The 20,443-nt window shown below is 62.4% G+C and carries 23 protein-coding genes; 13 read left to right on the top strand and 10 right to left on the bottom strand.

Annotated elements, in window-relative coordinates; genetic code table 11:
* Positions 1-17 precede the first annotated feature (17 nt).
* Complete coding sequence (locus BHMPCIPO_RS07025; RefSeq protein WP_173516095.1) at positions 18-614, bottom strand: NUDIX domain-containing protein; 597 nt, start codon at positions 612-614, stop codon at positions 18-20.
* Between the two features lie 90 nt (positions 615-704).
* Positions 705-2,840, bottom strand: coding sequence for a molybdopterin-containing oxidoreductase family protein (locus BHMPCIPO_RS07020; protein WP_173516094.1), 2,136 nt, complete (start codon positions 2,838-2,840; stop codon positions 705-707).
* 69 nt (positions 2,841-2,909) lie between these two features.
* On the opposite strand from BHMPCIPO_RS07020, the gene BHMPCIPO_RS07015 reads away from it, so the two are divergent.
* The 4 genes from BHMPCIPO_RS07015 (at position 2,910) to BHMPCIPO_RS07000 (ending at position 5,648) form a co-directional block, all read left to right on the top strand.
* Positions 2,910-3,779 carry a 23S rRNA (adenine(2030)-N(6))-methyltransferase RlmJ gene (locus tag BHMPCIPO_RS07015; RefSeq protein ID WP_173516093.1) on the top strand — a complete coding sequence of 290 codons (870 nt, stop codon included), beginning with the start codon at positions 2,910-2,912 and terminating at the stop codon, positions 3,777-3,779.
* Between the two features lie 51 nt (positions 3,780-3,830).
* Complete coding sequence (locus BHMPCIPO_RS07010) at positions 3,831-4,271, top strand: hypothetical protein (RefSeq protein ID WP_173516092.1); 441 nt, start codon at positions 3,831-3,833, stop codon at positions 4,269-4,271.
* A gap of 2 nt (positions 4,272-4,273) precedes the next feature.
* Positions 4,274-4,990, top strand: a complete 717-nt coding sequence (locus BHMPCIPO_RS07005; RefSeq protein WP_173516091.1) for a ribonuclease T2 family protein — start codon at positions 4,274-4,276, stop codon at positions 4,988-4,990.
* Positions 4,991-5,057: 67 nt separating this feature from the next.
* Positions 5,058-5,648, top strand: coding sequence for a glutathione S-transferase (locus tag BHMPCIPO_RS07000; protein ID WP_173516090.1), 591 nt, complete (start codon positions 5,058-5,060; stop codon positions 5,646-5,648).
* A 64-nt stretch (positions 5,649-5,712) separates the two neighbouring features.
* Here BHMPCIPO_RS07000 and BHMPCIPO_RS06995 read toward each other — a convergent pair whose 3' ends face one another.
* Positions 5,713-6,351: an outer membrane protein gene (locus BHMPCIPO_RS06995; RefSeq protein ID WP_173516089.1), complete on the bottom strand. Its 639-nt coding sequence runs from the start codon at positions 6,349-6,351 to the stop codon at positions 5,713-5,715.
* A 367-nt stretch (positions 6,352-6,718) separates the two neighbouring features.
* Between BHMPCIPO_RS06995 and BHMPCIPO_RS06990 the strand changes: the two genes are divergently transcribed.
* From BHMPCIPO_RS06990 to BHMPCIPO_RS06970, 5 genes are all read left to right on the top strand, one after another.
* Complete coding sequence (locus BHMPCIPO_RS06990) at positions 6,719-7,483, top strand: SDR family oxidoreductase (protein WP_173516088.1); 765 nt, start codon at positions 6,719-6,721, stop codon at positions 7,481-7,483.
* Positions 7,480-9,504: an excinuclease ABC subunit UvrC gene (gene uvrC, locus BHMPCIPO_RS06985; protein WP_173516087.1), complete on the top strand. Its 2,025-nt coding sequence runs from the start codon at positions 7,480-7,482 to the stop codon at positions 9,502-9,504. The genes BHMPCIPO_RS06990 and uvrC overlap by 4 nt, the downstream gene beginning before the upstream one ends.
* 128 nt (positions 9,505-9,632) lie before the next feature.
* Positions 9,633-10,220 carry a CDP-diacylglycerol--glycerol-3-phosphate 3-phosphatidyltransferase gene (gene pgsA / locus BHMPCIPO_RS06980; protein ID WP_173516086.1) on the top strand — a complete coding sequence of 196 codons (588 nt, stop codon included), beginning with the start codon at positions 9,633-9,635 and terminating at the stop codon, positions 10,218-10,220.
* Positions 10,217-10,477 carry a molybdopterin converting factor subunit 1 gene (moaD, locus tag BHMPCIPO_RS06975; RefSeq protein ID WP_173516085.1) on the top strand — a complete coding sequence of 87 codons (261 nt, stop codon included), beginning with the start codon at positions 10,217-10,219 and terminating at the stop codon, positions 10,475-10,477. The genes pgsA and moaD overlap by 4 nt, the downstream gene beginning before the upstream one ends.
* A 4-nt stretch (positions 10,478-10,481) precedes the next feature.
* On the top strand, positions 10,482-10,949 hold the full coding sequence (locus BHMPCIPO_RS06970) for a molybdenum cofactor biosynthesis protein MoaE (protein ID WP_173516084.1): 468 nt from the start codon (positions 10,482-10,484) through the stop codon (positions 10,947-10,949).
* A gap of 38 nt (positions 10,950-10,987) precedes the next feature.
* Here the strand turns inward: BHMPCIPO_RS06970 and BHMPCIPO_RS06965 are convergent, their stop codons facing one another.
* A complete protein-coding gene (locus BHMPCIPO_RS06965; RefSeq protein ID WP_173516083.1) occupies positions 10,988-11,884 on the bottom strand; it encodes a branched-chain amino acid ABC transporter permease in 897 nt (298 codons plus the stop codon).
* A 67-nt stretch (positions 11,885-11,951) separates the two neighbouring features.
* Between BHMPCIPO_RS06965 and BHMPCIPO_RS06960 the strand changes: the two genes are divergently transcribed.
* Together BHMPCIPO_RS06960 and BHMPCIPO_RS06955 are read left to right on the top strand one after the other, a co-directional pair.
* Entirely contained in the window at positions 11,952-12,512 is a 561-nt protein-coding gene (locus BHMPCIPO_RS06960) for a CGNR zinc finger domain-containing protein (protein ID WP_173516082.1), read from the top strand.
* 5 nt (positions 12,513-12,517) lie between these two features.
* Positions 12,518-13,018, top strand: coding sequence for a hypothetical protein (locus BHMPCIPO_RS06955; RefSeq protein ID WP_173518106.1), 501 nt, complete (start codon positions 12,518-12,520; stop codon positions 13,016-13,018).
* Positions 13,019-13,094: 76 nt separating this feature from the next.
* Here the strand turns inward: BHMPCIPO_RS06955 and ndk are convergent, their stop codons facing one another.
* The gene (gene ndk, locus BHMPCIPO_RS06950) at positions 13,095-13,517 is read right to left on the bottom strand and encodes a nucleoside-diphosphate kinase (RefSeq protein ID WP_003531616.1); all 423 of its coding nucleotides are present in this window, start codon (positions 13,515-13,517) and stop codon (positions 13,095-13,097) included.
* A 102-nt stretch (positions 13,518-13,619) separates the two neighbouring features.
* Entirely contained in the window at positions 13,620-14,309 is a 690-nt protein-coding gene (locus BHMPCIPO_RS06945; RefSeq protein ID WP_173516081.1) for a glutathione S-transferase family protein, read from the bottom strand.
* A gap of 134 nt (positions 14,310-14,443) precedes the next feature.
* Between BHMPCIPO_RS06945 and BHMPCIPO_RS06940 the strand changes: the two genes are divergently transcribed.
* Positions 14,444-14,953 carry a DinB family protein gene (locus tag BHMPCIPO_RS06940; protein WP_173516080.1) on the top strand — a complete coding sequence of 170 codons (510 nt, stop codon included), beginning with the start codon at positions 14,444-14,446 and terminating at the stop codon, positions 14,951-14,953.
* Here BHMPCIPO_RS06940 and BHMPCIPO_RS06935 read toward each other — a convergent pair.
* Entirely contained in the window at positions 14,939-17,539 is a 2,601-nt protein-coding gene (locus BHMPCIPO_RS06935) for an AMP-binding protein (protein ID WP_173516079.1), read from the bottom strand. The two genes, BHMPCIPO_RS06940 and BHMPCIPO_RS06935, sit on opposite strands and share 15 nt — an antisense overlap.
* A 277-nt stretch (positions 17,540-17,816) precedes the next feature.
* On the opposite strand from BHMPCIPO_RS06935, the gene BHMPCIPO_RS06930 reads away from it, so the two are divergent.
* Positions 17,817-18,896, top strand: coding sequence for a GGDEF domain-containing protein (locus BHMPCIPO_RS06930; protein WP_210266422.1), 1,080 nt, complete (start codon positions 17,817-17,819; stop codon positions 18,894-18,896).
* A gap of 11 nt (positions 18,897-18,907) precedes the next feature.
* Here the strand turns inward: BHMPCIPO_RS06930 and BHMPCIPO_RS06925 are convergent, their stop codons facing one another.
* From BHMPCIPO_RS06925 to BHMPCIPO_RS06915, 3 genes are all read right to left on the bottom strand, one after another.
* A complete protein-coding gene (locus BHMPCIPO_RS06925; protein ID WP_173516077.1) occupies positions 18,908-19,360 on the bottom strand; it encodes a MarR family winged helix-turn-helix transcriptional regulator in 453 nt (150 codons plus the stop codon).
* 89 nt (positions 19,361-19,449) lie between these two features.
* On the bottom strand, positions 19,450-19,728 hold the full coding sequence (locus tag BHMPCIPO_RS06920; RefSeq protein ID WP_173514877.1) for a hypothetical protein: 279 nt from the start codon (positions 19,726-19,728) through the stop codon (positions 19,450-19,452).
* 144 nt (positions 19,729-19,872) lie between these two features.
* Positions 19,873-20,160 (bottom strand): hypothetical protein, encoded by a 288-nt coding sequence (locus tag BHMPCIPO_RS06915; protein WP_173516076.1) that lies wholly within the window; start codon positions 20,158-20,160, stop codon positions 19,873-19,875.
* Between the last annotated feature and the right edge of the window lie 283 nt (positions 20,161-20,443).

Below are 20,443 nucleotides of genomic sequence, written 5' to 3'. Positions count from 1 at the left end.
TCTTGTAAAACAATGATTTAGCCGATAAGTTCATGGCGGTTGAGCCTTGCCCATTGCAGCAGCATGATCGTCTTGGCGTCGCAGATCTCGCCGGTGGCTATCATCGCCAGGGCCTCATCGAGCGGTATTTCGAGAACTTCGATGTCCTCGCCCTCATGCGCAAGCCCGCCGCCGTCGCCGCGTTTCTCGCTAATGTCGATACAGCCGACGAAGAAGCTCGTGCGCTCGGTGATCGCGCCAGGGCTCATATAGGCATCGAAAAGATGGGTGGCACCCTCGACATGGTAGCCGGTCTCTTCCAATGCCTCGCGGGCGATCGCGATTTCGGGGGTATCGTCATCCAGCAGCCCCGCCACCGCCTCGATCATGTAGGCCGGGCCGCCCTGCAGCAGGACGGGAACGCGCAGTTGCCGCACCAGCACCACGCTCTGGCGCCTGGTGTCGACGAGCAGGATCGTCGCCGCACTGCCGTGATCGTGCACCTCTCGCTTCAGCGTCGCGGTCACGCCATTCGACATGTCCTGTTCGAGGGTTACCTCCTCGAGATGGATGAACCCGTCCCACAGGGTTCGGCGACCGATGATCCTGACGCGCGGATCGTGATGCATACTCATGCGAAATCCTTCGTTGGTGGGAGCAATCCAGCCGCTCTAGCACTTTGATTCTAGAGCATGAGGCCTCCGAGGTTACCGTCGTGCGATGATCTAGGGCGCGAGCCTTACCCAGACCCTGTTGTCGTGAAAAGCGGCACCGCCATAGGGCGCCACCGCATCGGCACCGGTCAGAACGTTGATCCCCTCGCCGTCGAGATGGGCGCCGTTCGGCCACAGCCCCTCGGCGATCACCACGCCGCGGCGCGTACCGCCGCCAATCTTGGCGTGCAGGCGAACCTCTCCGCGTTCGTTGCCGAGCTGAACGACATCGCCATCGGCAATGCCGAGCGCTGCAGCGTCCTCGGCATGGATCATCACTTCCGGGCGCACTTCCTTCTGGATCGAGGACGGCGTCTCGGCAAAGGTCGAGTTGAGGAAAGAGCGCGCCGGCGAAGTCGCAAGGCGGAAAGGATGCTCGGCGTCGGCGACCTCGATCAGGTCGACATGGTCGGGGAAATCCGGCAGTGCCGCGTGCGGCCCCTGAATGCCCATGGATTTCGGCGGCCGGTTCGGCGCGGGCGTTCCCGTCCAGTCCGCCCTGAAGCGGAACTTGCCGTCGGGATGGCTGAACCCCTTGAGGTAGTGCGCTTCCTCGAAGGCCGGCTGACAGTCCAGCCACTTCTCCTGCTTCATCTCCTCGTAGCCGATGCCGTAATTGGCAAGCAGCCGGTCGATATGCTGGTGCTCCGTCAGGCCGAAGCCGGCATGGTCGGCGACGCCCAGGCGCTTGGCCAGTTCCTCGATCACGAAGAGGTTGGTGCGCACGGTCGATGGCGGCTCAACCACCTTCGGGCCGATCAGGATGTGCTGGTGTCCGCCGCCGCGATAGAGATCGTCATGTTCGAGGAACATGGTGGCCGGCAGAACGATATCGGCGACATCAGCCGTGTCCGTCATGAACTGCTCGTGCACGGCGACGAACAGGTCGTCGCGCAGAAAACCGCGCTTCACCAGCCGTTGCTCCGGCGCGACGTTCACCGGATTGGTGTTCTGGATCAGCATCGCCGTCACCGGGCCGCGATGGCGCAGTGCCTCGGCGTCACCGGTCAGCACCCGGCCGATCTGCGACTGGTCGAGCATGCGCACGTCCGGATCGTGGAAGGCCGAACCGACCAGCTCGCGCTTGTCGAGCTTGAAGATGTCGTTGTTGGAGTGGAAGGCCCCGCCGCCCTCGTGCTTCCAGGAGCCGAGAACCGTTGCCACGGAGGCCGCAGCATGGATCGCGACCGAGCCATTGCGCTGGCGCGTGAAGCCATAGCCGAGCCGGAAATAGGTTCTGGGCGTCGTGCCGACCAGTTTGGCGAAGGCTTCGATTTCCTCGACCGGCAGACCGGTGATGGCAGATGCCCATTCGGGCCCGCGCGACTGGAGATGCGCCTCAAGCCCGGCCGGATCGTCGGCGAATTCCGCCATATAGGCCCGGTCGGCATAGCCGTCGCGGAAGGCGATGTGCATGACCGCACAGGCGAGTGCTGCGTCGGTACCGGGCTTCAGCACCAGGCCCATGTCCGCCTGCTTCACCGTCGGATTGTCATAGATGTCGATGACGACGATCTTGGCGCCGCGGTCCTTGCGGGCCTTGACCGCGTGCGTCATCACGTTGACCTGGGTCGCGACCGCGTTTGTCCCCCAGATCACAACGCAATCAGCCCTCGCCATCTCGCGCGGGTCGGGGCCGCGCAAGGCGCCGGTCGCCATGGTAAAGCCGGTCCAGGCCATGTTGGTGCAGATCGAGCCGAAGAAACCGGAATAGCGCTTGGCGTGGCGCAGCCGCTCGATGGAGTCGCGCTGCACCTGGCCCATGGTGCCGGCATAGAAATACGGCCAGACGGCCTCCGCCCCGTGCTTCTGTTCGGCGCGGATGAACTGCTCGGCGATCTCGTCGAGCGCCGCCTCCCAGCTCACCTCCTGCCAGTTGCCCTCGCCCTTGGCCCCCCTGCGGCGCTTCGGCACCATGAGACGGCCCGGATGGTAGATGCGCTCGGAATAGCGCGCCACCTTGGCGCAGATCACGCCGGCGGTATAGGTGTTGGCGGATGCGCCACGCACGCGGCCGATGCGCCCTTCGGCGGTCAGGTCGACCTCCAGCGCGCAAGCGGAGGGACAGTCGTGCGGACAGACCGAATGGCCGATCGATTTTTCTGTTCTGATAGGGGTCGCAACGTTCATGGCTTTTCTATATGGCATCGACAAACGGGCTCAAAGAGCCAATCGTTGACCCATCGAAACAATTGATCACGGCCATCGGCGGCGCTCATGAACTATCGGCACATCTACCACGCGGGCAATTTCGCCGACGTCCTGAAACATGCGGTGCTGGCGCGGCTTGTCACCTATCTCCAGCAGAAGGAGAAGGCGTTTCGCGTGCTCGACACCCATGCCGGCACCGGGCTCTACGACCTCTCCAGCGAAGAGGCACAGAAAACCGGCGAATGGCGCGACGGCATCGGCCGGCTGCTCGACGGTGATCTACCGCCCGAGGTCGCGGTGATCCTTGCGCCCTATCTTTCCTCCATCCGCACGCTCAATCCCGGCACCGAGCTGACGCTTTATCCCGGCTCGCCGAAGCTGGCGCGCATGCTTTTCCGGCCGCAGGACCGGTTGTCGGCCATGGAACTGCACCCGGACGACTATGAGACTCTGCACCGTCTTTTCGACGGCGACTTCCAGAGCCGCATCACCGAGCTCGACGGCTGGCTGGCGCTGGGCGCCCACCTGCCACCGAAGGAAAAGCGCGGGCTGATTCTCGTCGATCCGCCTTTCGAAAAGGAAGGCGAATACGAACGCCTCGCCGATGGCCTCGCGCGCGCCTATAGGCGCTTTGCCGGCGGCATCTATTGCCTCTGGTATCCATTGAAGCAGGGCGCGCCGATCAAGGCTTTCCACGAAGCGCTGAAGGCACTCGAGATTCCGAAGATGCTCTGCGCCGAACTGTCGGTCCGCAGCGACCGCGAAACCACCGGCCTTTCGGGCTCTGGTCTCATCATCGTCAACCCACCCTTTACGCTGAAAGGCGAGCTCGACCTGCTGCTGCCGTTCCTGAAAGCACGGCTGGCACAGGATCGCTTTGCCTCCGCACGCTGCTTCTGGCTGCGCGGCGAAGAACAGGCAACCCGAGGGGCTTGACGGACGGGCGCGACACACCGCAATCTCGTGTGACGATATAGGGAGACGCCCATGACTCGCACGCTCGCAGCAACGCTTCTCATCTCGCTTTCCCTCGCCGGCGCTGCGGCGCCGGGCGCATCCGCAGCCGATTATATCGGTAGCGGGCAGGTCCAATCGTATGACGCAGGGGTTTGCAGCGAAGCCTCGGTGCTTGGCTTCATCACCTCACGCTTCGAGTACCGGGCTGCGAACTACTTGCACGCCGATCTCTCGATCGCGGAGATCCGCAATATGGGACAAGACCGGCATGAGTTTCGTGACGAGACGCATCTGGTCGAGCGCGAATATTGCTTTGCCACGGCCGTCATGACGGATGGCCAGCAGCGTTCGCTCTACTATCTCATCGAACGTCCCTGGGGCTTCGCCGGCGTCGGCAGAAACATCGAGTTCTGCGTCGGCGGGCTTGATCCCTGGTATGTCTACGGCGCGCATTGCGCCTCGCTCCGCTAACCATGAAAGCAATCCGGGATGCGCGCCGGCTTCTGCCGGCGCTTCTCGTTGCGGCCAGCCTGGTCGGCTGTAGCGATCAAAACGCCGAAAAGGCGCCGGCCGCGACCGGAACGCAGTCCGCGAAAGCGACCACCGCGGTACCGGTCGGCAGCGGCTTCGATTTCTACGTGCTTTCGCTCTCCTGGTCGCCGACCTGGTGTGGCGACAACGATCCCAACGGAAAATCCAGCCAATGCGAGATCGGCAGCAACCGCGGCCTGATCGTGCACGGCCTCTGGCCTCAGAACGAAAAGGGCTATCCGGATTTCTGCCCGACGCGACAGTCCGATCGTGTGCCCGCCTCTCTCGGCAAGCAATATCTCGACCTGATCCCATCGATGGGGCTGATTGGCCATCAATGGCGCAAGCACGGCACCTGTTCCGGCCTCAGCCAGGAAGACTATTTCGCCGTCACGCGCGCGGCCTGGAATAAACTTGCCCTGCCCCCGGAGCTCTCACCTCCCCGGCAGCAGATGAATTTGTCCGTCAACGCAATCGAAAGCGCGCTCGTCACCAAAAACCCTGGCATGACAAAAGATGCGGTCGCGGTTACGTGCGAAGGCAACAGGCTCGAAGAAATTCGGGTCTGCTTCGACAAGTCGCTGAATTTCCGACCCTGCCCGGCGGTCGATCGCCAGGCATGCAGGAAAGACAGCGTTTCGCTGCCTCCGGCTCCATAGATATTTGTTTTTACGCGACTCCCGGCGCAGCGCCGGGAATTGCACCGCACCAGAAGAAAGACGTTCGATGAAGATACTGTACTCGCCCGCCTCGCCCTATTCGAACAAGGTTCGCATGGCCGCACATTATGCGGGGTATTCGGCCGAAAGCGTGTTGACCGACACCAACGCCAACCCGCCGGAACTGATCGACAACAATCCGCTCGGCAAGATTCCGACGCTCATCCTTAACGATGGTCGGGCAATCTATGACAGCCGTACGATCATGCATTTCGTCGACCGGGAGACCAAGGGCAAGCTCTACCCGAAGAATGCCGGCAAGCGCACCGATGTCGAGCTCCTCGAAGCGCTGTGTGACGGCATCTGCGACAGCCTGCTTGCGATCGTCTACGAAAAACGCTTTCACCCGCCGGAAAAGGTGCATCAGCCCTGGATCGACCGGCAATGGGAAAAGGTCGAACGCAGCCTCGACCATCTGAACGCCAACCTGCCGAAGACCGGAGCCAAGCTCCATGCCGGCCATTTCGCCCTCGCGGCGATGCTGCGCTACATCGAGTTGCGCTTTGCCGGCGAATGGCAGAAGGGCCGCGCCAAGCTCAAGAACTGGCCGGCAAAATTTGAAAAGCACTTCCCCGACTATTCCAAGTTCAAAGCTTGAAACGAAGACGGGACATGAAAAAGGCCGGGTCTCCCCGGCCTTTTTACGATCCGGCAGAAGCCGATCAGAACTTCACGCCCATACCGACGCGAACGCTGTGCTCGTCGTAGCCGGAGGAGACGTTGGTGCCGCCCATCTTGAAGTCCTTCGAGCCGTAGTCCGTGTAACGGTACTCGACGCGTGCGGTGATGTTGTCGGTGACGAAGGTTTCCGCGCCGGCACCTGCGGTCCAGCCGACCATGGTGTTCTTGTCGGAAGCGCCACCAACGGTGCCCTTGGCCTGACCGACGGCCAAACCGGCGGTGCCGTAAAGCAGAACCGGGTTCAGATCGACACCGACGCGAGCACGCAGCGAGCCGTTGACGCCCTGCTTCATGCGCAGGTTACCCTTGCTCGAATCCTGGCCGGAGTAGCCGACATCGGCTTCACCGCCGTATACGATCTGACCGCTCTGCACGTTGTAGCCGCCGTAGAGACCACCGCCGAAGCCGGCTGCCGTATTGCTGCCGGTCGCGTCATGCTGACCATGGTGCCAATCGGCGGTACCACCGACATAGGCACCCGACCAGTTCTTCACTGCCGGCTCGGTGTATTCGGCCTGCGGGGCAGCCGGAACTTCGTCGATCGCATCAGCAGCCTGGGCGGCCTGGAAGGCGATGAGGGTCATAGCGGAAGCCATGAGGGTGGTGGTGAGCGTACGCATAAATATTCTCCTTTTCGTACCGATGCTCCCTGGGCTTGGGGTCCCACAGTGAAACATCGGACAACTTTCAATTAACCCGCCCGGTTGAGTTGAAATTGGCCAGCAAATGAGGATTCACAAGAGCCAAAATGTGAAATTTTGGTGGCGCAAACACGCCCAAAATTTGATGTTGCTTTGGCGCCACACGGAATTTATTAACCATAATTCAAGATTAACGAAAGATATACTATAAGGCTTCAAAATAATACAATTTACGCCAATTCCATTAATTTTTCGGCAAGGAACTGTCAGGGAGTGTTTCAGGCTCACGTTTCTTGCCTATATCTTCGTCCGCTGACGCGAAGATTCGAAATAGCGGGATGAAACGGTGAAGAAAGCACGGAAGGCGGCCCTCGTGACCGGGGGCGCCAAGCGGATCGGCAAGGCTATAGTTGAGGACCTCGCGGCCCATGGCTTTTCGGTCGCCATTCACGCCGACGCCTCATTTGCCGAAGCGGAAGCACTGGCCGAGACCCTCTCGAAAAGTAAAACGAAGGCCGTCGCGCTTCGCGCCGATCTCACCAATACGGCCGAGACTTCGACGCTGATCGCACGCGCCGCAGAGGCACTTGGCCCGCTGGATCTGCTCGTCAACAATGCCTCGGTGTTCAAGAAGGACAGCCTCGACACCTTCGACGAAGCAATCTGGGATCAGCACTTCGCCCTGCATGTGAAGGCCCCTTCCCTGTTGGCGCGCGACTTCGCTGCATTGCTTCCGCCGGACGCCAATGGGCTCATTGTCAATGTGATCGACCAGCGCGTCTGGGCTCCCAATCCGCGCTTTTATTCCTATATGTTGTCCAAGTCGGCGCTTTGGACGGCTACCCGGACGATGGCGCAGGCGCTCGCCCCGCGCATCCGCGTCAACGGTATCGGCCCCGGGCCGACGCTGCCGAACGAGCGGCAGGACCGGAAGGATTTTGAGGCACAGGTCGAAGCCCTGATTCTCAAACGCGGGCCGACGCTCGACGAATTCGGACGGACGATCCGCTTCCTGTTCGACACGCCGTCGATTACCGGACAGATGATCGCCCTCGACGGGGGCCAGCACCTCGCCTGGGAAACGCCCGACATCAGGGAGATAGTGGAATGAACGGACGCGTGCCGACAGACGGCGGCATCCTCTATGACGGCACCGAGGCGGAAGACGACGACGATCTGATCGAGGTCGCGGAAAGCGAAAGCGCCGCCACGCCTGTCGAGTGGAACGAGAATCGCGTCGAGACAGAGGGATTGAAGGGCGCGGAACTGATCCAGGCCTTCGTCAAGCTCTTGCCGAACGGGCCCGGCGTCTATCGCATGTTCAACGAGGCCGGCGACGTTCTCTATGTCGGCAAGGCGCGCAGCCTGAAGAAGCGCGTCAACAACTATGCCCAGGGGCGTGGCCACTCCAACCGCATCGCGCGCATGGTGCGCGAAACGGCAAACATGGAGTTCGTGACGACGCGCACCGAGATCGAGGCGCTGCTTCTCGAAGCGAACCTAATCAAGCGCCTCAGGCCGCGCTTCAACGTGCTTTTGCGCGACGACAAGTCGTTTCCCTATATTCTGGTGACGGGCGACAGCCGCGCGCCGGCGCTCTACAAGCACCGCGGCGCGCGCAGCCGCAAGGGCGACTATTTCGGTCCCTTCGCCTCCGCCGGCGCGGTCGGCCGCACGATCAATTCGCTGCAGCGCGCCTTCCTGCTCAGAACCTGTACAGACAGCGTCTTCGAGACCCGGACGCGGCCCTGCCTGCTCTACCAGATCAAGCGCTGCTCGGCGCCCTGCACCGGTGAAATCAGCGATCCCGACTATGCGGAGCTGGTGCGCGAGGCCAAGGACTTCCTCTCTGGCAAGAGCCAGTCGGTGAAGGCGACCATCGCCGCCGCCATGAGCGAAGCATCGGAGAACCTCGACTTCGAGCGAGCGGCCCTTTACCGCGACCGGCTGGCGGCGCTGAGCCACGTGCAGAGCCACCAGGGCATCAATCCCGCCGGTGTCGAGGAGGCGGACGTCTTTGCCATCCACCACGAGGGCGGCATATCCTGCATCCAGGTCTTCTTCTTCCGCACCGGGCAGAACTGGGGCAACCGTGCCTATTTCCCGAAGGCCGACCCGTCGCTGCCGGCGGCCGAGGTGCTTTCGCAGTTCCTGGCCCAGTTCTACGACGACAAGCCCTGCCCCCGGCAGATCCTTCTCTGTGAGGCCGTGGAGGAACAGGAACTTCTGGGCCAGGCGCTCAGCGAGAAGTCCGGATACAAGGTCGCGATCCAGGTGCCGCAGCGCGGCGAGAAGAAGGATCTCGTCGACCACGCGCTTGCCAATGCGCGCGAAGCCCATGGCCGCAAGCTGGCGGAAACCGCCTCGCAATCGCGCCTGCTCGAGGTCTTCTCCGAAACCTTCAAGCTTGAGCGCGTGCCGCGCCGTATCGAGATCTACGACAACTCCCACATCATGGGCACCAATGCCGTCGGCGGCATGGTCGTGGCGGGACCGGAAGGCTTCGTCAAAGGGCAATACCGCAAGTTCAACATCAAATCGACCGACATCACGCCCGGCGACGACTTCGGCATGATGCGCGAGGTGATGACCCGGCGGTTCTCGCGACTGCTGAAGGAGGAAGGCAAGCCGGACAGGAGCGCCGAGGCTGTCGATGATGGTGCCTTCCCCGCCTGGCCGGATGTCATCCTCATCGACGGCGGCCAGGGCCAGATGACCGCCGTGCGCGCCATTCTCAAAGAACTCGACGTCGAGGATTGCGTGACGGCGATCGGCGTCGCCAAGGGGGTCGACCGCGACGCGGGACGCGAGCGCTTCTTCGCGCTCGGCCGCGACAGCTTCACGCTGCCGCCGCGCGATCCTGTGCTCTATTTCATCCAGCGGCTGCGCGACGAAGCACACCGTTTCGCCATCGGCTCGCACCGCGCCCGCCGCAAGAAAGAGATGGTCAAGAACCCGCTCGATGAGATCGCCGGCATCGGGCCCACGCGCAAGCGTGCGCTGCTGACGCATTTCGGCACCGCCAAGGCCGTCTCGCGCGCCGGCATCAGCGACCTCATGGCCGTCTCGGGCATCTCCGAAACGGTGGCCCGGCTGGTCTATGAACATTTCCACGACGATGCTGCGAAATGAAAACCGGGTGTCACAATTCACCCGGCGTTCACATGCAATAGGGCAAATATGACAGTTGCCGACGATGACCTGTTGACCTCCGGCCAGCAAAGTCATTCTGTACCTGACGAACCAGAGAACACGAATCCATGGCCAAGCCTGTCGCCTACAGCATCCCGAACCTACTCACCTATTTCCGAATCCTGATCGTGCCGTTGATCGTCCTCTGCTTCTTCATCGAGGGTCGGCTGCACAGTTCGGATTTCGCACGCTGGACGGCGGTCACGCTCTTTATCGTTGCATCGATCACCGATTTCTTCGACGGCTATCTCGCCCGCATCTGGAATCAGACGTCGAACATCGGCCGCATGCTCGACCCGATTGCGGACAAGCTCCTGGTCGCGTCGATCCTGCTGCTCGTCGCCGCCGATCAGACGATTGCCGGCTGGTCGATCTGGGCTGCGATCATCATCCTCTGCCGCGAAATCCTGGTGTCCGGCCTGCGTGAATATCTGGCAGCGCTGAAGGTCAGCGTTCCCGTGACGCGCATCGCCAAGTGGAAGACGACGATCCAGATGGTCGCCATCGCCTTCCTGCTGGCGGGCCCCGCCGGCGACAAGATTTTGCCCTATACGACGGAAGCGGGTATCGTGCTCCTGTGGATCGCCGCCGGGATCACGCTCTACACGGGCTACGACTATTTCCGCGCCGGCCTCAAGCACGTGGTCAACGAATGAGCACCGTCAATCTCGTCTATTTCTCCTGGGTGCGGGAGCGCATCGGCAAGGGCGAAGAGACGCTGGACGTTCCCGCCGGCGTCGTCACCATTGCCGACCTCCTCACCCATCTGAAGACGCTCGGCGAGGAGTACGAGGCGGCGCTCGAACATGAAAACGTCATCCGCGCGGCCATCAACCAGGAACATGTCGACCATCGCGAGCCGATCGCCGGCGCCCGGGAGATCGCCCTGTTTCCACCGATGACGGGTGGTTGAGGCAATGCGCACGCCGGTGACCGTGCGCGTTCAGCGCGAGGACTTCGACCTCAATGGCGAGGTCGCGAAACTCTCGGCGGGACGGACCGATATCGGTGCCGTCGTCACCTTTTCCGGGCTTTGCCGCGATGAAGCGGGCACGCTCGCCGCCCTCGAGCTCGAACATTATCCGGGCATGGCCGAGGCGGAAATCGAACGCATCTGCCGCGAGGCAGCCGCGCGTTTCTCGCTGCAGGCCGCGACCGCTATCCACCGCTACGGCAAGGTCAAGCCCGGCGAAAACATCGTGCTGGTGGTTACCGCCTCGCGGCACCGGCAGGCCGCCTTCGACGGCGCCAACTTCATCATGGACTTCCTGAAGACTTCGGCGCCCTTCTGGAAGAAGGAGCACCTTGGCGACGGCACCAGCGGCGGCTGGGTCAGCGCGAAGGATGCCGACGACACGGCGCGGGAGCGCTGGTCGACGAAATAGGCCGCGCTGGCACGGAACACCCGTGGCCCATCCGCCAGTCAGGGAATGATCTTCTCCTTGCGCGTCACCGCGAGCACGAGCACCAGAAACCCGAAGATCGCAAAGTCGCGCCACAGGATCGGACCATAGGCGCTCCACAGCGTTTCCAGCAAGCCGACTCCGGCGGCACCGAGTGCGGCGTAGAGCGGCGAGGCCTGGCCACCGATCGCGGCGATGAACAGCACCTTGACGCCGAAAGTGAGCCCCGTGCCGAAATCCATGTTGCCGTAGTAGGACGCTGCGAGAATGCCGCAGAAGGCAGCGATCAGCGATGCCGCGCCATAGGCGACGATGTAAACGGTCGCGGCATCGACGCCGCAGAGTGCCGCCGCACCCCGATCCTCTGATACCGCGCGCCAGAACCGCCCTGCCCGTGAATGCGTGAGATACCAGTGCCCGGCTGCCACGAGCGCGGCCATGAGCGCGGTGTTGCCGAGCTGGATGACCGTCAGCGTGACCGGAAAGCGCGGATCGTCCCAGAAAACGATGTTCCCGTTCAGGAACGGCGGCAGCCACAGGCTGCGTGTCTCAGAGGCGAGCCGCGCCGTTTCCATCAGGACCAGCAGGCAGCCGAGCGAGGCCACGACGACGGTGTTGGCTGACGAAAAGGCGAGCGGCCGCATGACATAACGCCCGGCGACGAGCCCGGCGCCAAGGCCGAAACTCAAGGCCGCAGCCGCGCCGAGGCCGAGCGCAGCCGGCAGCACCAGCCACAGCCGGTTCCAGCCGAGATCCGCAAACAGCACGAACATCTGGCCCGAGAAAGCAAAGAGCGCGCCATAGGTAAGATCCGCTCGACGTGTCACGGCGAAAGCGATGGCATAGCCAAAGGCAAGCACCGCATAAAGCGCGGCGACAGGGACGGCATTGGCGAGTTGCTGCAGAAAATAGAGCATGGCGCATCCGGAGCGTGACAAGATCAATATAACTGGTAAAATCATTTTTGCCAGTTAGGATTTTCGTATGACCTTCACCTGGACAGCCCATCGTTTTGCCGGCGGCGCCTTGGCGCTGGACGTGGCCAATTCCATCGTCCTGCGCTTCGATCCCGAGCGCCGGATCGACCGTTTCGCCGACGTTGCAGCGATCGATACCTTTGCGGAAGCTGCCAACCGTTTCGGGGCGGAGAACACCCGCTTTGGTCCGCTGCTGCCCGTGGCGGCTGAACGGCGCGCGGGCCTTCTGCGGCTGCGCGAAGCGACCGACAGGCACTTCCGCGCGGAGATATCGAAAAATGGCCGGCCGGAGTTCCTGGCCGACTTGCTCGAGGCGATCGCGGTGGTTCTGCGCGGTCCCGTGCCGCACGGCGGCGCGCTTCCGCTCGACACCGCGACCGCGCATTCGGCACTCAGCCTTGCCGCCAACCCCGAGCCCGACCGGCTGAAGATCTGCCCGAATTGCGGCTGGCTGTTTCTCGACCGCAGCCGCAACCGCAGCCGGACCTGGTGCGACATGGCGGTCTGCGGCAATCGCAACAAGGCCAAGCGCCACTACCATCGCAACAGGGAAGAAGCAGGCCCATGACAAGGATGATCGGGATCTTGGCAGCACTTGCCATCACACTCGCCACCACCGGCTGTCAGCGCGAGACCGGACCGGATCCGCTGAAGCTGACGGGCAAGATGTTCGTCTTCAATTACCGCCTTGCCTACGCGGTCTACACGATCACGCTTCAGAAGACAGAGCCCGTGCCCGAGGGCAGCGTCGTCGTCGCCACCTTCGAGAACCCGGTGGGCGGCAAGCCGTTCACGCTGACGCGCAAGCTCTTTCCAAAGCTCGACAGGGTGGTGCTGGAAAGTCCTGATTTGACCTGCGTGAAAAAGGAAAGACCCTATGCGGTGACGATCGAAGTGAAGGGACCTGACGGCGAAACGCTGCAGAAACTGGAGACCACAGTCATCTCGGATATCGACCAGGATATCCTGCCGGCCAAGGCACTGGTCGAGGGCCCCGCCTACGACAAGAATCCGGAAGTCTTCCGCGACGGCAAGACTCCCGAACATTTCGAGACCGCGAAATGCCCCATATGAAAAAACCGGAGCGTTTCCGCTCCGGTTCAAATCCAAGTCAATTCAAGCCGTTGCGGCTCAAACTGGAGATTTTTAATCAGCCAACGATCTCGGTGCCCGAGAACCAGTAGGCGATTTCTTCAGCAGCAGTTTCCGGGGCATCCGAACCGTGAACCGAGTTTTCGCCGATCGACAGGGCGTGAACCTTGCGGATGGTGCCTTCGGCAGCGTTTGCCGGGTTGGTGGCGCCCATGACTTCGCGGTTCTTGGCGATTGCATTTTCGCCTTCGAGAACCTGAACGACCGTCGGGCCGGAGGACATGAACTCGACCAGTTCGCCGAAGAACGGACGTTCCTTGTGAACGGCGTAGAAGCCTTCGGCTTCGCGACGGCTCATCCAGACGCGCTTGGAGGCGACTACGCGCAGGCCGGCATCTTCGAGCATCTTGGTGATGGCGCCGGTAAGGTTGCGCTTGGTCGCGTCCGGCTTGATCATCGAGAAGGTACGTTCAATAGCCATTGGCTCAAATCCCTTGTTTCTTGAGAAGTGGCGGTTCATTAGCCGCCAATCCCGCGCAAAACAAGGGGGCCTGCCGATGATTCGGCTCGAGCCGAGCGGGTTTCATGCAGCCGTCACAGTCCGTCCGAGGCCGCCATGCAGGTCGAGGCAGCGTTCGAACCAGCCGGTGACGGGATCGCCTGGCTGAAGCAGGCTTTGCGGCGAGACGATGCGCGCCCACTGAAATGCCCCGAAGACGATATAATCAGCGAAAAGCGGTTCCGCGCCACCCAGGAAATCCTGAAACTTCAGCATGTGGCGAAGCGGCTCGAGCTTTTCGGCGAACGTGGCAAGGGCAGCCGGGCCGCCTTCGGCGACCGCTTCCAGCGACGTGCCGAAGCGCTTTTCGCGGCTTTGCCGGAAATAGGCCTGATCGACGGGATCAAGGCTATCATGAATATCCTTGATAATGATCCGGGCGATGGCGGGATGCAGCGTCGTCTGCGACCAACCCTCCACGAAACGGGCGGTGGCCTTCGCACCCTCACCGGCGAAGAGCGGCGGGCGGTCCGGATAGGTCTCTTCGAGGTAGAGGGCGATGTCGAAGCTGTCCTTCACCAGCCGTTCCCCGTCACGCAACAGCGGCACCAGCGTGGTAGCTCCATTCTCGATGCCGGGGATTTCGGTGAAGCCGATCGGCACGACGTCAAAATCGAGCCCCTTGTGCGCGAGCGACATCTTCGTCTTCCACACATGCGGCGAGAAGGGACGCGTCCTGTCGGCCCCACAAAGCGAATAGAGTTTTCTCGACATATAGACTCCCGGTCGGTTGGCGTCCCGTTGAACGACAAATCGGCGGCGTCATCAAATCAGTAAATTTCATGAGTGATATCAGCCACAGAAATGCAGTTTCGCGTTAGCGTCGCCGCCCCTTCAAGGAGATACCAATGCTCGATCACTTTCGCATGTTCGCCGACTATAACCGCTGGGCGAACCGCCTGATCTATGCCGCTGCGGCAGAATTGACCGATGCCGAACTGCGGGAAAACCGCGGCGCCTTCTTCGGCTCGCTGCTGGCGACCCTCAATCATATCCTTGTCGCCGATCGGGTGTGGATGAAGCGCTTTACGCGCGAGGGTGATGCCCCCACTGCGCTCGATACGATCCTGCATGGCGATCTGCCGGCGCTCACCACCGCTCGCAACGCCGAGGACGAACGCATCATTGCGTGGATCGACAGCTTGAGCGAGGAACGCCTCAGCGCCGATCTCACCTATACGCCACTCACCAACCCGACGGTTATCACGCAGAAGCTGGCGCCGACGCTCGGGCACTTCTTCAACCATCAGACTCATCACCGTGGGCAGGCGCATGCGACGCTGACCGCACTCGGCCAGCCGTCCGTGACGCTGGACCTGGCCCACTTCCTCAGGACTGACGGGTCACAGTGGGCGTAGCGGAAAGCGCAGCGCCCCAAAGCCGAGCGATCGCAGCGGCCGGAGCTCGCGCTCCCGCCACTCAGCAAGCTTCTTTAGAAGCTGACGCTGGCCGAGCCACGCGGCCAGGCCGAGCGCGATGCCGCCAACGATCGACAGGATCGAAAACGCCACCGGCGGCAACGCCGGTTGCAGCGGCAGCATCAGCAGCTCGGGAACGAAGCGGTGCAGGATGTAGATGTGGAAGCCCGCCGCCGACAGAGGCAGGACGAGTTGCGCCGCCCAGCGCGGCACGCTGACGCGCGTAAGATAAAGCAGCGCTGCCAGGACGGCGATTTGCAGCAGGTATTTGATCTTCGTCCCGATCCAGACCCCCTCGTATAGGCCGAAGAACAGGAACGCCCCGGCGCCGGACAACATCAGCAGCAGGCGCTGCTTGCCGGTTTCGGCGACCGCGGCGCACCAGCCGATGACGGCGAGATAGAAAATCCATGGCAGGGTGAAGATCTGGCGATTGCCGATCGGCCACAGGAGCGGCAGGGTCAACCTGGCGACAAGAGCGGCAAACAGCAGGGCCATGCCGGCACCGAAGGGCCTTGCAGAGACAAAGCGCCGGAACTGCGGGATCGCGAAGAGCCCGACAAAGACGAGCATCATCTGGCAATAGGCTTCGATGAACCAGTAGAGATACGGCACCATGCCGTGTTCCTCCGGCAGGGCCACACCGAAATTGCCGACGAGGAAGACCGAGGCCCAGGGCACCTCGCCCCAGGTGACCGCATAGGCAGCGACGATCAGATAGTAAGGCACCAGCACCTGGGCGAGCGGGCGCAGGATGGCCGGGCCATCTCCGGCCAGAAGTGGCCCCATCTGGAAGCGGGCGAGGCTGAAGCCTGCGAGGACGACCATGGCTGCCGATCCGCCGGGGATGGGCCAAAGCAACTCGTGGTGCAGGACGACGAGCAGAATCGCCAGTGCGCGGATCAGCAGGTCCATCCCGATCCGTCGCGTGGCGGTCTCACGGCGCTCCTGCGCCGACAATTCGGCGATCGACAAGGTCTCCCAGGCGTCGGGAACTTGCCCCAGCGCCTTTTCCAGACCGATCGAGAGCTGAACGAAACGCAAGGAATCGCCGCCCAGCGACACAAAACTGTCGGAGCGCTTCACCCTCTTCGGATAGAAGACCTGCGCAAAAAGCTCTTCGATGCCGCCGTTGTCGTCGTCGACGGTCGCTGCCGCCTGGCGGGCCGTCATTTTGAGTGCGTTATAGTCGACCTTGCCGCTGGAAAGCCGCGGCATTTCGGCAAGCTGCGTGGCCTTGAGATGCGCGAGCGTCAGCCCGCTCGCTTGCGCGAGGAACCGTCTGATCTCCTCGGCATCACGACTGCCGGCGTAGAAAGCATGAAGGCCGGCATCGTCACCGACGACGGCTGCCACGATGCCACGCCTTTCGAGCGCCGCTTCCAGCCCATCGTGGGCGATCCTGAGGCCGGCAATCTTGGAAATCCGCTTCATGCGGCCGACGATCTGGAACAGGCCGTCGGCATGGCGCATCGCGAGGTCACCGGTGCGCAGTTCGGTAAGCTCGGCGCCACGGCAGAGATCTTTGCGCGATGTGGCGTAGCCCATCATCACGTTCGGGCCGCGATAGACGAGTTCGCCGGCGACACCGTCGCCTTCGATCGGCGCTCCGTTCTCGTTCTCGATCGAGAGGTGCCCGCCGGGGATGGCTATGCCGATCCTCTCCTCGTTGCCGGCAAGTGCCGCCGGCGGCACAAAGGCTATGCGCGCGGTGGCCTCCGTCTGGCCGTACATCGCAAAGAAGGACGCGCCTTGGGCACGAAGGTGGTCGTCATAGAGACGGATGATCTCCGGGCTCAACCGACCGCCGGCAACGGTCATGAAGCGCAAATGCGGGAACCGCCGTTCGCGGAAACCCACCTTCTCCAGCAACTCGTAGGAATAGGGCACGCCTGCAAAGTTTGTGCTGCCGCTTGCGGCGAGACCATCGAGAAAGCCGGCATCGAGGACCGATCCACCGGGAATATAGAGGCTTGCTCCAACCGCCAGGTGGGAGTTCAGAACCGACAGACCGTAGGAGTAGTGAAGCGGCAGGATGAGGCAGCCGCGATCATCCGCCGTCAGGCCGAGATATTCTGCAATGGAGGCGGCATTTGCCGTGATGTTTTCCCCGGACAAGCGGACGGCCTTGCCGCAACCGGTGGTGCCGGAGGTGGAGAGCATCACCGCCAACTCGGGATGCGGCGCCTTGCCATCTTGCCGCAGATACTCCGTGCGCCAGCGGCCATCGATGCGGCGAAAGCCGTAATCGGGCTCGAAGGCATCGACCCAGGATTGGGCCACCCCGGTCTTCGGAGCCTGCAGGGCCACGGCATGTCCCGCACTCAGCGCCGCCAGGTAAGCGATGATCGCATGTTCGGAAAGCTCGGCCTCGATCACCACCAGTCCGCGTGAACCGCCGAAGGCGAGCGCCTGGCGGGCGACGCGTTCGCCGAGTTCCCGATAGGTGACGATCCGTTGCCCGGAAAAGACCAGCGCCGCACGGTCACCCCATTTCGCCAGATCCGCAATGAACGAGAGGGACATCCTTGACCGTCGCTGTTTGTCCGCGGGCTTCGATGCCCGATTTAGCAGCGCCGAATATAATTGGTGACTAAAGGCGTCAAGTATAAACTTTGCCAAGCTGACAGCTGTCAGTTGGCATGCGAGTCTCGGTTGCGCCCCGCCGCGAGCAGATGGAATTCAGCAACCATACCGGGCGGGAACGAGCGGAATCCGAAATCTTCAGACTCCCTTAAATGCAGTCTCTCATAGTACTCCTCGATCCGGACATCACATCCTACTGACATTGAGGACCGACAGAATGACCAGGCAAGTTCCAGCGGAGGCCAGCCGATCGCAGGCGAGACAAGCAGCAATCATTCTGAAGGTGGCGCACGCAATGTCCGCGCATGGGGTTGCTGCCCTGCCCCGCAATTACGAGCTTTTCTACGAAGCACTGTCCGGTCGCCTGCCCCAGCTTTCCCGGGAGCTTGGCGCGCTCGGGCACAACCCGCTACAGGACTCGCTGGACGCGCTGGGCCTCAAGCATCACCTCGTCTCCCACGCTTCCCTCGCCGCGGACCGGGCGAGGGCCGAAGCGCAGGAAGCCCTCGCCGACATGGCCAGCAAGCTCAAGCTTGCGCTGGTGCAGAAACAAGCGTTCAAGGCCGAACTCGATCACTTCGCCGGCCGGCTTGAAGCAGATCCCGTCGCCGGCCTAACGGGGGTCGCCGACGAAGCCGCACGGCTGCGGGAAGCGGCTGGCCGATTGATGAACGAAGAGAGCGCTCTGCAATACCTTCTGGAAAACGGCGCGCGACGCTTCGTCGAACTGGAGGGTGATCTGTCCGAAAGCGGTCGGTCGCTCACCCGCGACCCCGCCACCGGCCTGCCGAACCGGCTTGCACTTTCAGCGAAGCTCGACTCCATTCTCGAAACGGAGCGGATCGACCAGCCGGTCGCTCTGCTTCTCGTCTCCGTGGAAGGGCTTCGTGCGATGGCCGAGCACCATGGCGGCACGGTCGCGGCCAAAGCGCTTGCCAGGCTGTCGGCGCTGTTTCGCAAGTCGATCAAGAAAAACGACTTCGTCGCCCGCGTGGGCCAGCAGGACTTCGCCTTTGTCTGCCGGGACGTCAGCGCCGAGAACGCCGAGGCCATTGCGCGGCGCCTCCTGCAATCCGTAAAGGCAATGAAGGTCACCCTCCCCGGGCGCGTGCACACCGTCGAGACGCTCTCGCTTGCGGCGGGCATTACCGTCGCGCAGCCGGCATCGAACAGCGCCGATCTTCTGATCCAAGCGGAACTGGCATTGTCCGCAGCGCAGGATGGCGCCGGCATCCTGCGTTATTCGGCGGCACTCGGCCGCGACCGCGGCAAGATCTACGGCCAGAACGCCGCTTAGGTGCCCACACGTCAAGCGGCGACCGGCTGGCGGTTTTCGTCGATCTCCGTCGCCTTCTCCCGGAGACAGCCGAGCAGGCGGAAAAGCTCGCCGCGCTCGCAGTCGTCGAGCGCAGAGAACAACTCGTCGATCGTGCGATGACGTGGCTGGAGCGCCGCTTCCAGTGCCAGCCGGCCGCGATCGGTAATCGATATGATCTTCGCACGGCGATCCTCCGGATCCGCTTCACGGACGACCATGCCGTCCCGTTCCAGTCCGTCGATCGCTTCGGTGACGGTTCTCGCTGCAAAGCCGAGCGCCGCGGCGATATCCGCACAGCGACGGGGTCCGAGCGTGTTGAGATAGAACAGGAACTTGCTGCGCGCGAGCGAAACGCCTTCCTCCGACATCGACGCGTTCACCAGGCGATGAACGCAGTGATAGAGATCGAAGAGCCGCTCGGCGACCTCGACTTTTTCTGTCATGGCAATGCACCTCATTTGGCAACGCCAAAACGCAACAGCCCGGCCCCGCGTGGCGGGACCGGGCTGTTCGGTCAACCGTTTGGCGTGACTTACTGCTTGTTTTCGTCGGTCCGACCAAAAGCCTTGGCGTCGCTGCTGGCGATCGCACCGGTTGCCGTCGCATCGACGGATCGGTCTTCGATACCTGCGTAGTAGTCGCCGCGGCTGGTCGTGCTCGCAGAGACGCCGATGCCGGCGGAAGCCTCGGCACGGCCGGTAAAGAGCGGCGTAGAGCTCACGCCCTCATAGTAGCTGCCGCCGGCCACAGCGGCCGACGCGCCGCCAAGCATGGCGGCCGCAACGAGGATCGCGGCAATGGACTTCTTCATCAATCTGTTCCCTGGTGGAGATGGGCAGTCGGGGCTAACCCCGTCCGGGCGCTTGGGAGGACGCTTCATAAGATCACGGCGGTGATCAATCAAATCCCTCGAAAAGGGGTGCAGGCAGAAACCCGCACCCCCTCTTCATCGTGGTCAGCGCGAGATGCCCTGATAATATTCGCCTTCGCCACCCTGCACGCTCTTCGGCGCGACGCCGTAGCTCACCACCGAACCGGTGTTGGTGCGGTCGACATAACCGGCTTCAGAGTTGCCGATGGTAAAGGACGACTTGCCGGTAACGGCAGGCGTGCGCTCGGTATAGAGTGGCGTCGGGCTGACGCCTTCGTAGTAGCTGCCGCCGGCCAAGGCAGCGGAGGCGCCACCTAGGATGGCGGTTGCAACGAGAGCGGCGGAAAGAGCGGTCTGGATTGCAGTTTTCATGATCTTCACTCCTGGGAGGCTCGTTCGGTCGAACGAGGTTTCATCTAAAATGTCCGTGGCCGGATCGGTCGTCCCTCGGAACGCGGGGCCCTTGCCAATGGCGTTCAGTCGATCGAGGCGGTCAGAAGAGCGTTCCCCGCCCTTCCGCTATTGAGATGGTCCCTCACGATGAGGATGTGTAGTATCGATTGTCGGAACGCGTTGTTCAAAAATCGATAACAATGACCTCTTGAAATCCCGGACCGACACCGCAGGAAAACGCTGCATACCCGCGCCTCTTGCC

Origin of the sequence: Ensifer sesbaniae (assembly GCF_013283665.1) — a bacterium.
GTDB lineage: Bacteria > Pseudomonadota > Alphaproteobacteria > Rhizobiales > Rhizobiaceae > Ensifer > Ensifer sesbaniae.
This window is presented reverse-complemented; position numbering and strand designations above follow the sequence as displayed.

Bases quoted from the DNA above. Each gene is read 5' to 3' on its own strand.
- BHMPCIPO_RS07025 (WP_173516095.1), bottom strand. From the start codon at position 614: ATGAGTATGCATCACGATCCGCGCGTCAGGATCATCGGTCGCCGAACC.
- BHMPCIPO_RS07020 (WP_173516094.1), bottom strand. From the start codon at position 2,840: ATGCCATATAGAAAAGCCATGAACGTTGCGACCCCTATCAGAACAGAA.
- BHMPCIPO_RS07015 (WP_173516093.1), top strand. From the start codon at position 2,910: ATGAACTATCGGCACATCTACCACGCGGGCAATTTCGCCGACGTCCTG.
- BHMPCIPO_RS07010 (WP_173516092.1), top strand. From the start codon at position 3,831: ATGACTCGCACGCTCGCAGCAACGCTTCTCATCTCGCTTTCCCTCGCC.
- BHMPCIPO_RS07005 (WP_173516091.1), top strand. From the start codon at position 4,274: ATGAAAGCAATCCGGGATGCGCGCCGGCTTCTGCCGGCGCTTCTCGTT.
- BHMPCIPO_RS07000 (WP_173516090.1), top strand. From the start codon at position 5,058: ATGAAGATACTGTACTCGCCCGCCTCGCCCTATTCGAACAAGGTTCGC.
- BHMPCIPO_RS06995 (WP_173516089.1), bottom strand. From the start codon at position 6,351: ATGCGTACGCTCACCACCACCCTCATGGCTTCCGCTATGACCCTCATC.
- uvrC (WP_173516087.1), top strand. From the start codon at position 7,480: ATGAACGGACGCGTGCCGACAGACGGCGGCATCCTCTATGACGGCACC.
- pgsA (WP_173516086.1), top strand. From the start codon at position 9,633: ATGGCCAAGCCTGTCGCCTACAGCATCCCGAACCTACTCACCTATTTC.
- moaD (WP_173516085.1), top strand. From the start codon at position 10,217: ATGAGCACCGTCAATCTCGTCTATTTCTCCTGGGTGCGGGAGCGCATC.
- BHMPCIPO_RS06970 (WP_173516084.1), top strand. From the start codon at position 10,482: ATGCGCACGCCGGTGACCGTGCGCGTTCAGCGCGAGGACTTCGACCTC.
- BHMPCIPO_RS06965 (WP_173516083.1), bottom strand. From the start codon at position 11,884: ATGCTCTATTTTCTGCAGCAACTCGCCAATGCCGTCCCTGTCGCCGCG.
- BHMPCIPO_RS06960 (WP_173516082.1), top strand. From the start codon at position 11,952: ATGACCTTCACCTGGACAGCCCATCGTTTTGCCGGCGGCGCCTTGGCG.
- BHMPCIPO_RS06955 (WP_173518106.1), top strand. From the start codon at position 12,518: ATGATCGGGATCTTGGCAGCACTTGCCATCACACTCGCCACCACCGGC.
- ndk (WP_003531616.1), bottom strand. From the start codon at position 13,517: ATGGCTATTGAACGTACCTTCTCGATGATCAAGCCGGACGCGACCAAG.
- BHMPCIPO_RS06945 (WP_173516081.1), bottom strand. From the start codon at position 14,309: ATGTCGAGAAAACTCTATTCGCTTTGTGGGGCCGACAGGACGCGTCCC.
- BHMPCIPO_RS06940 (WP_173516080.1), top strand. From the start codon at position 14,444: ATGCTCGATCACTTTCGCATGTTCGCCGACTATAACCGCTGGGCGAAC.
- BHMPCIPO_RS06935 (WP_173516079.1), bottom strand. From the start codon at position 17,539: ATGTCCCTCTCGTTCATTGCGGATCTGGCGAAATGGGGTGACCGTGCG.
- BHMPCIPO_RS06930 (WP_210266422.1), top strand. From the start codon at position 17,817: ATGACCAGGCAAGTTCCAGCGGAGGCCAGCCGATCGCAGGCGAGACAA.
- BHMPCIPO_RS06925 (WP_173516077.1), bottom strand. From the start codon at position 19,360: ATGACAGAAAAAGTCGAGGTCGCCGAGCGGCTCTTCGATCTCTATCAC.
- BHMPCIPO_RS06920 (WP_173514877.1), bottom strand. From the start codon at position 19,728: ATGAAGAAGTCCATTGCCGCGATCCTCGTTGCGGCCGCCATGCTTGGC.
- BHMPCIPO_RS06915 (WP_173516076.1), bottom strand. From the start codon at position 20,160: ATGAAAACTGCAATCCAGACCGCTCTTTCCGCCGCTCTCGTTGCAACC.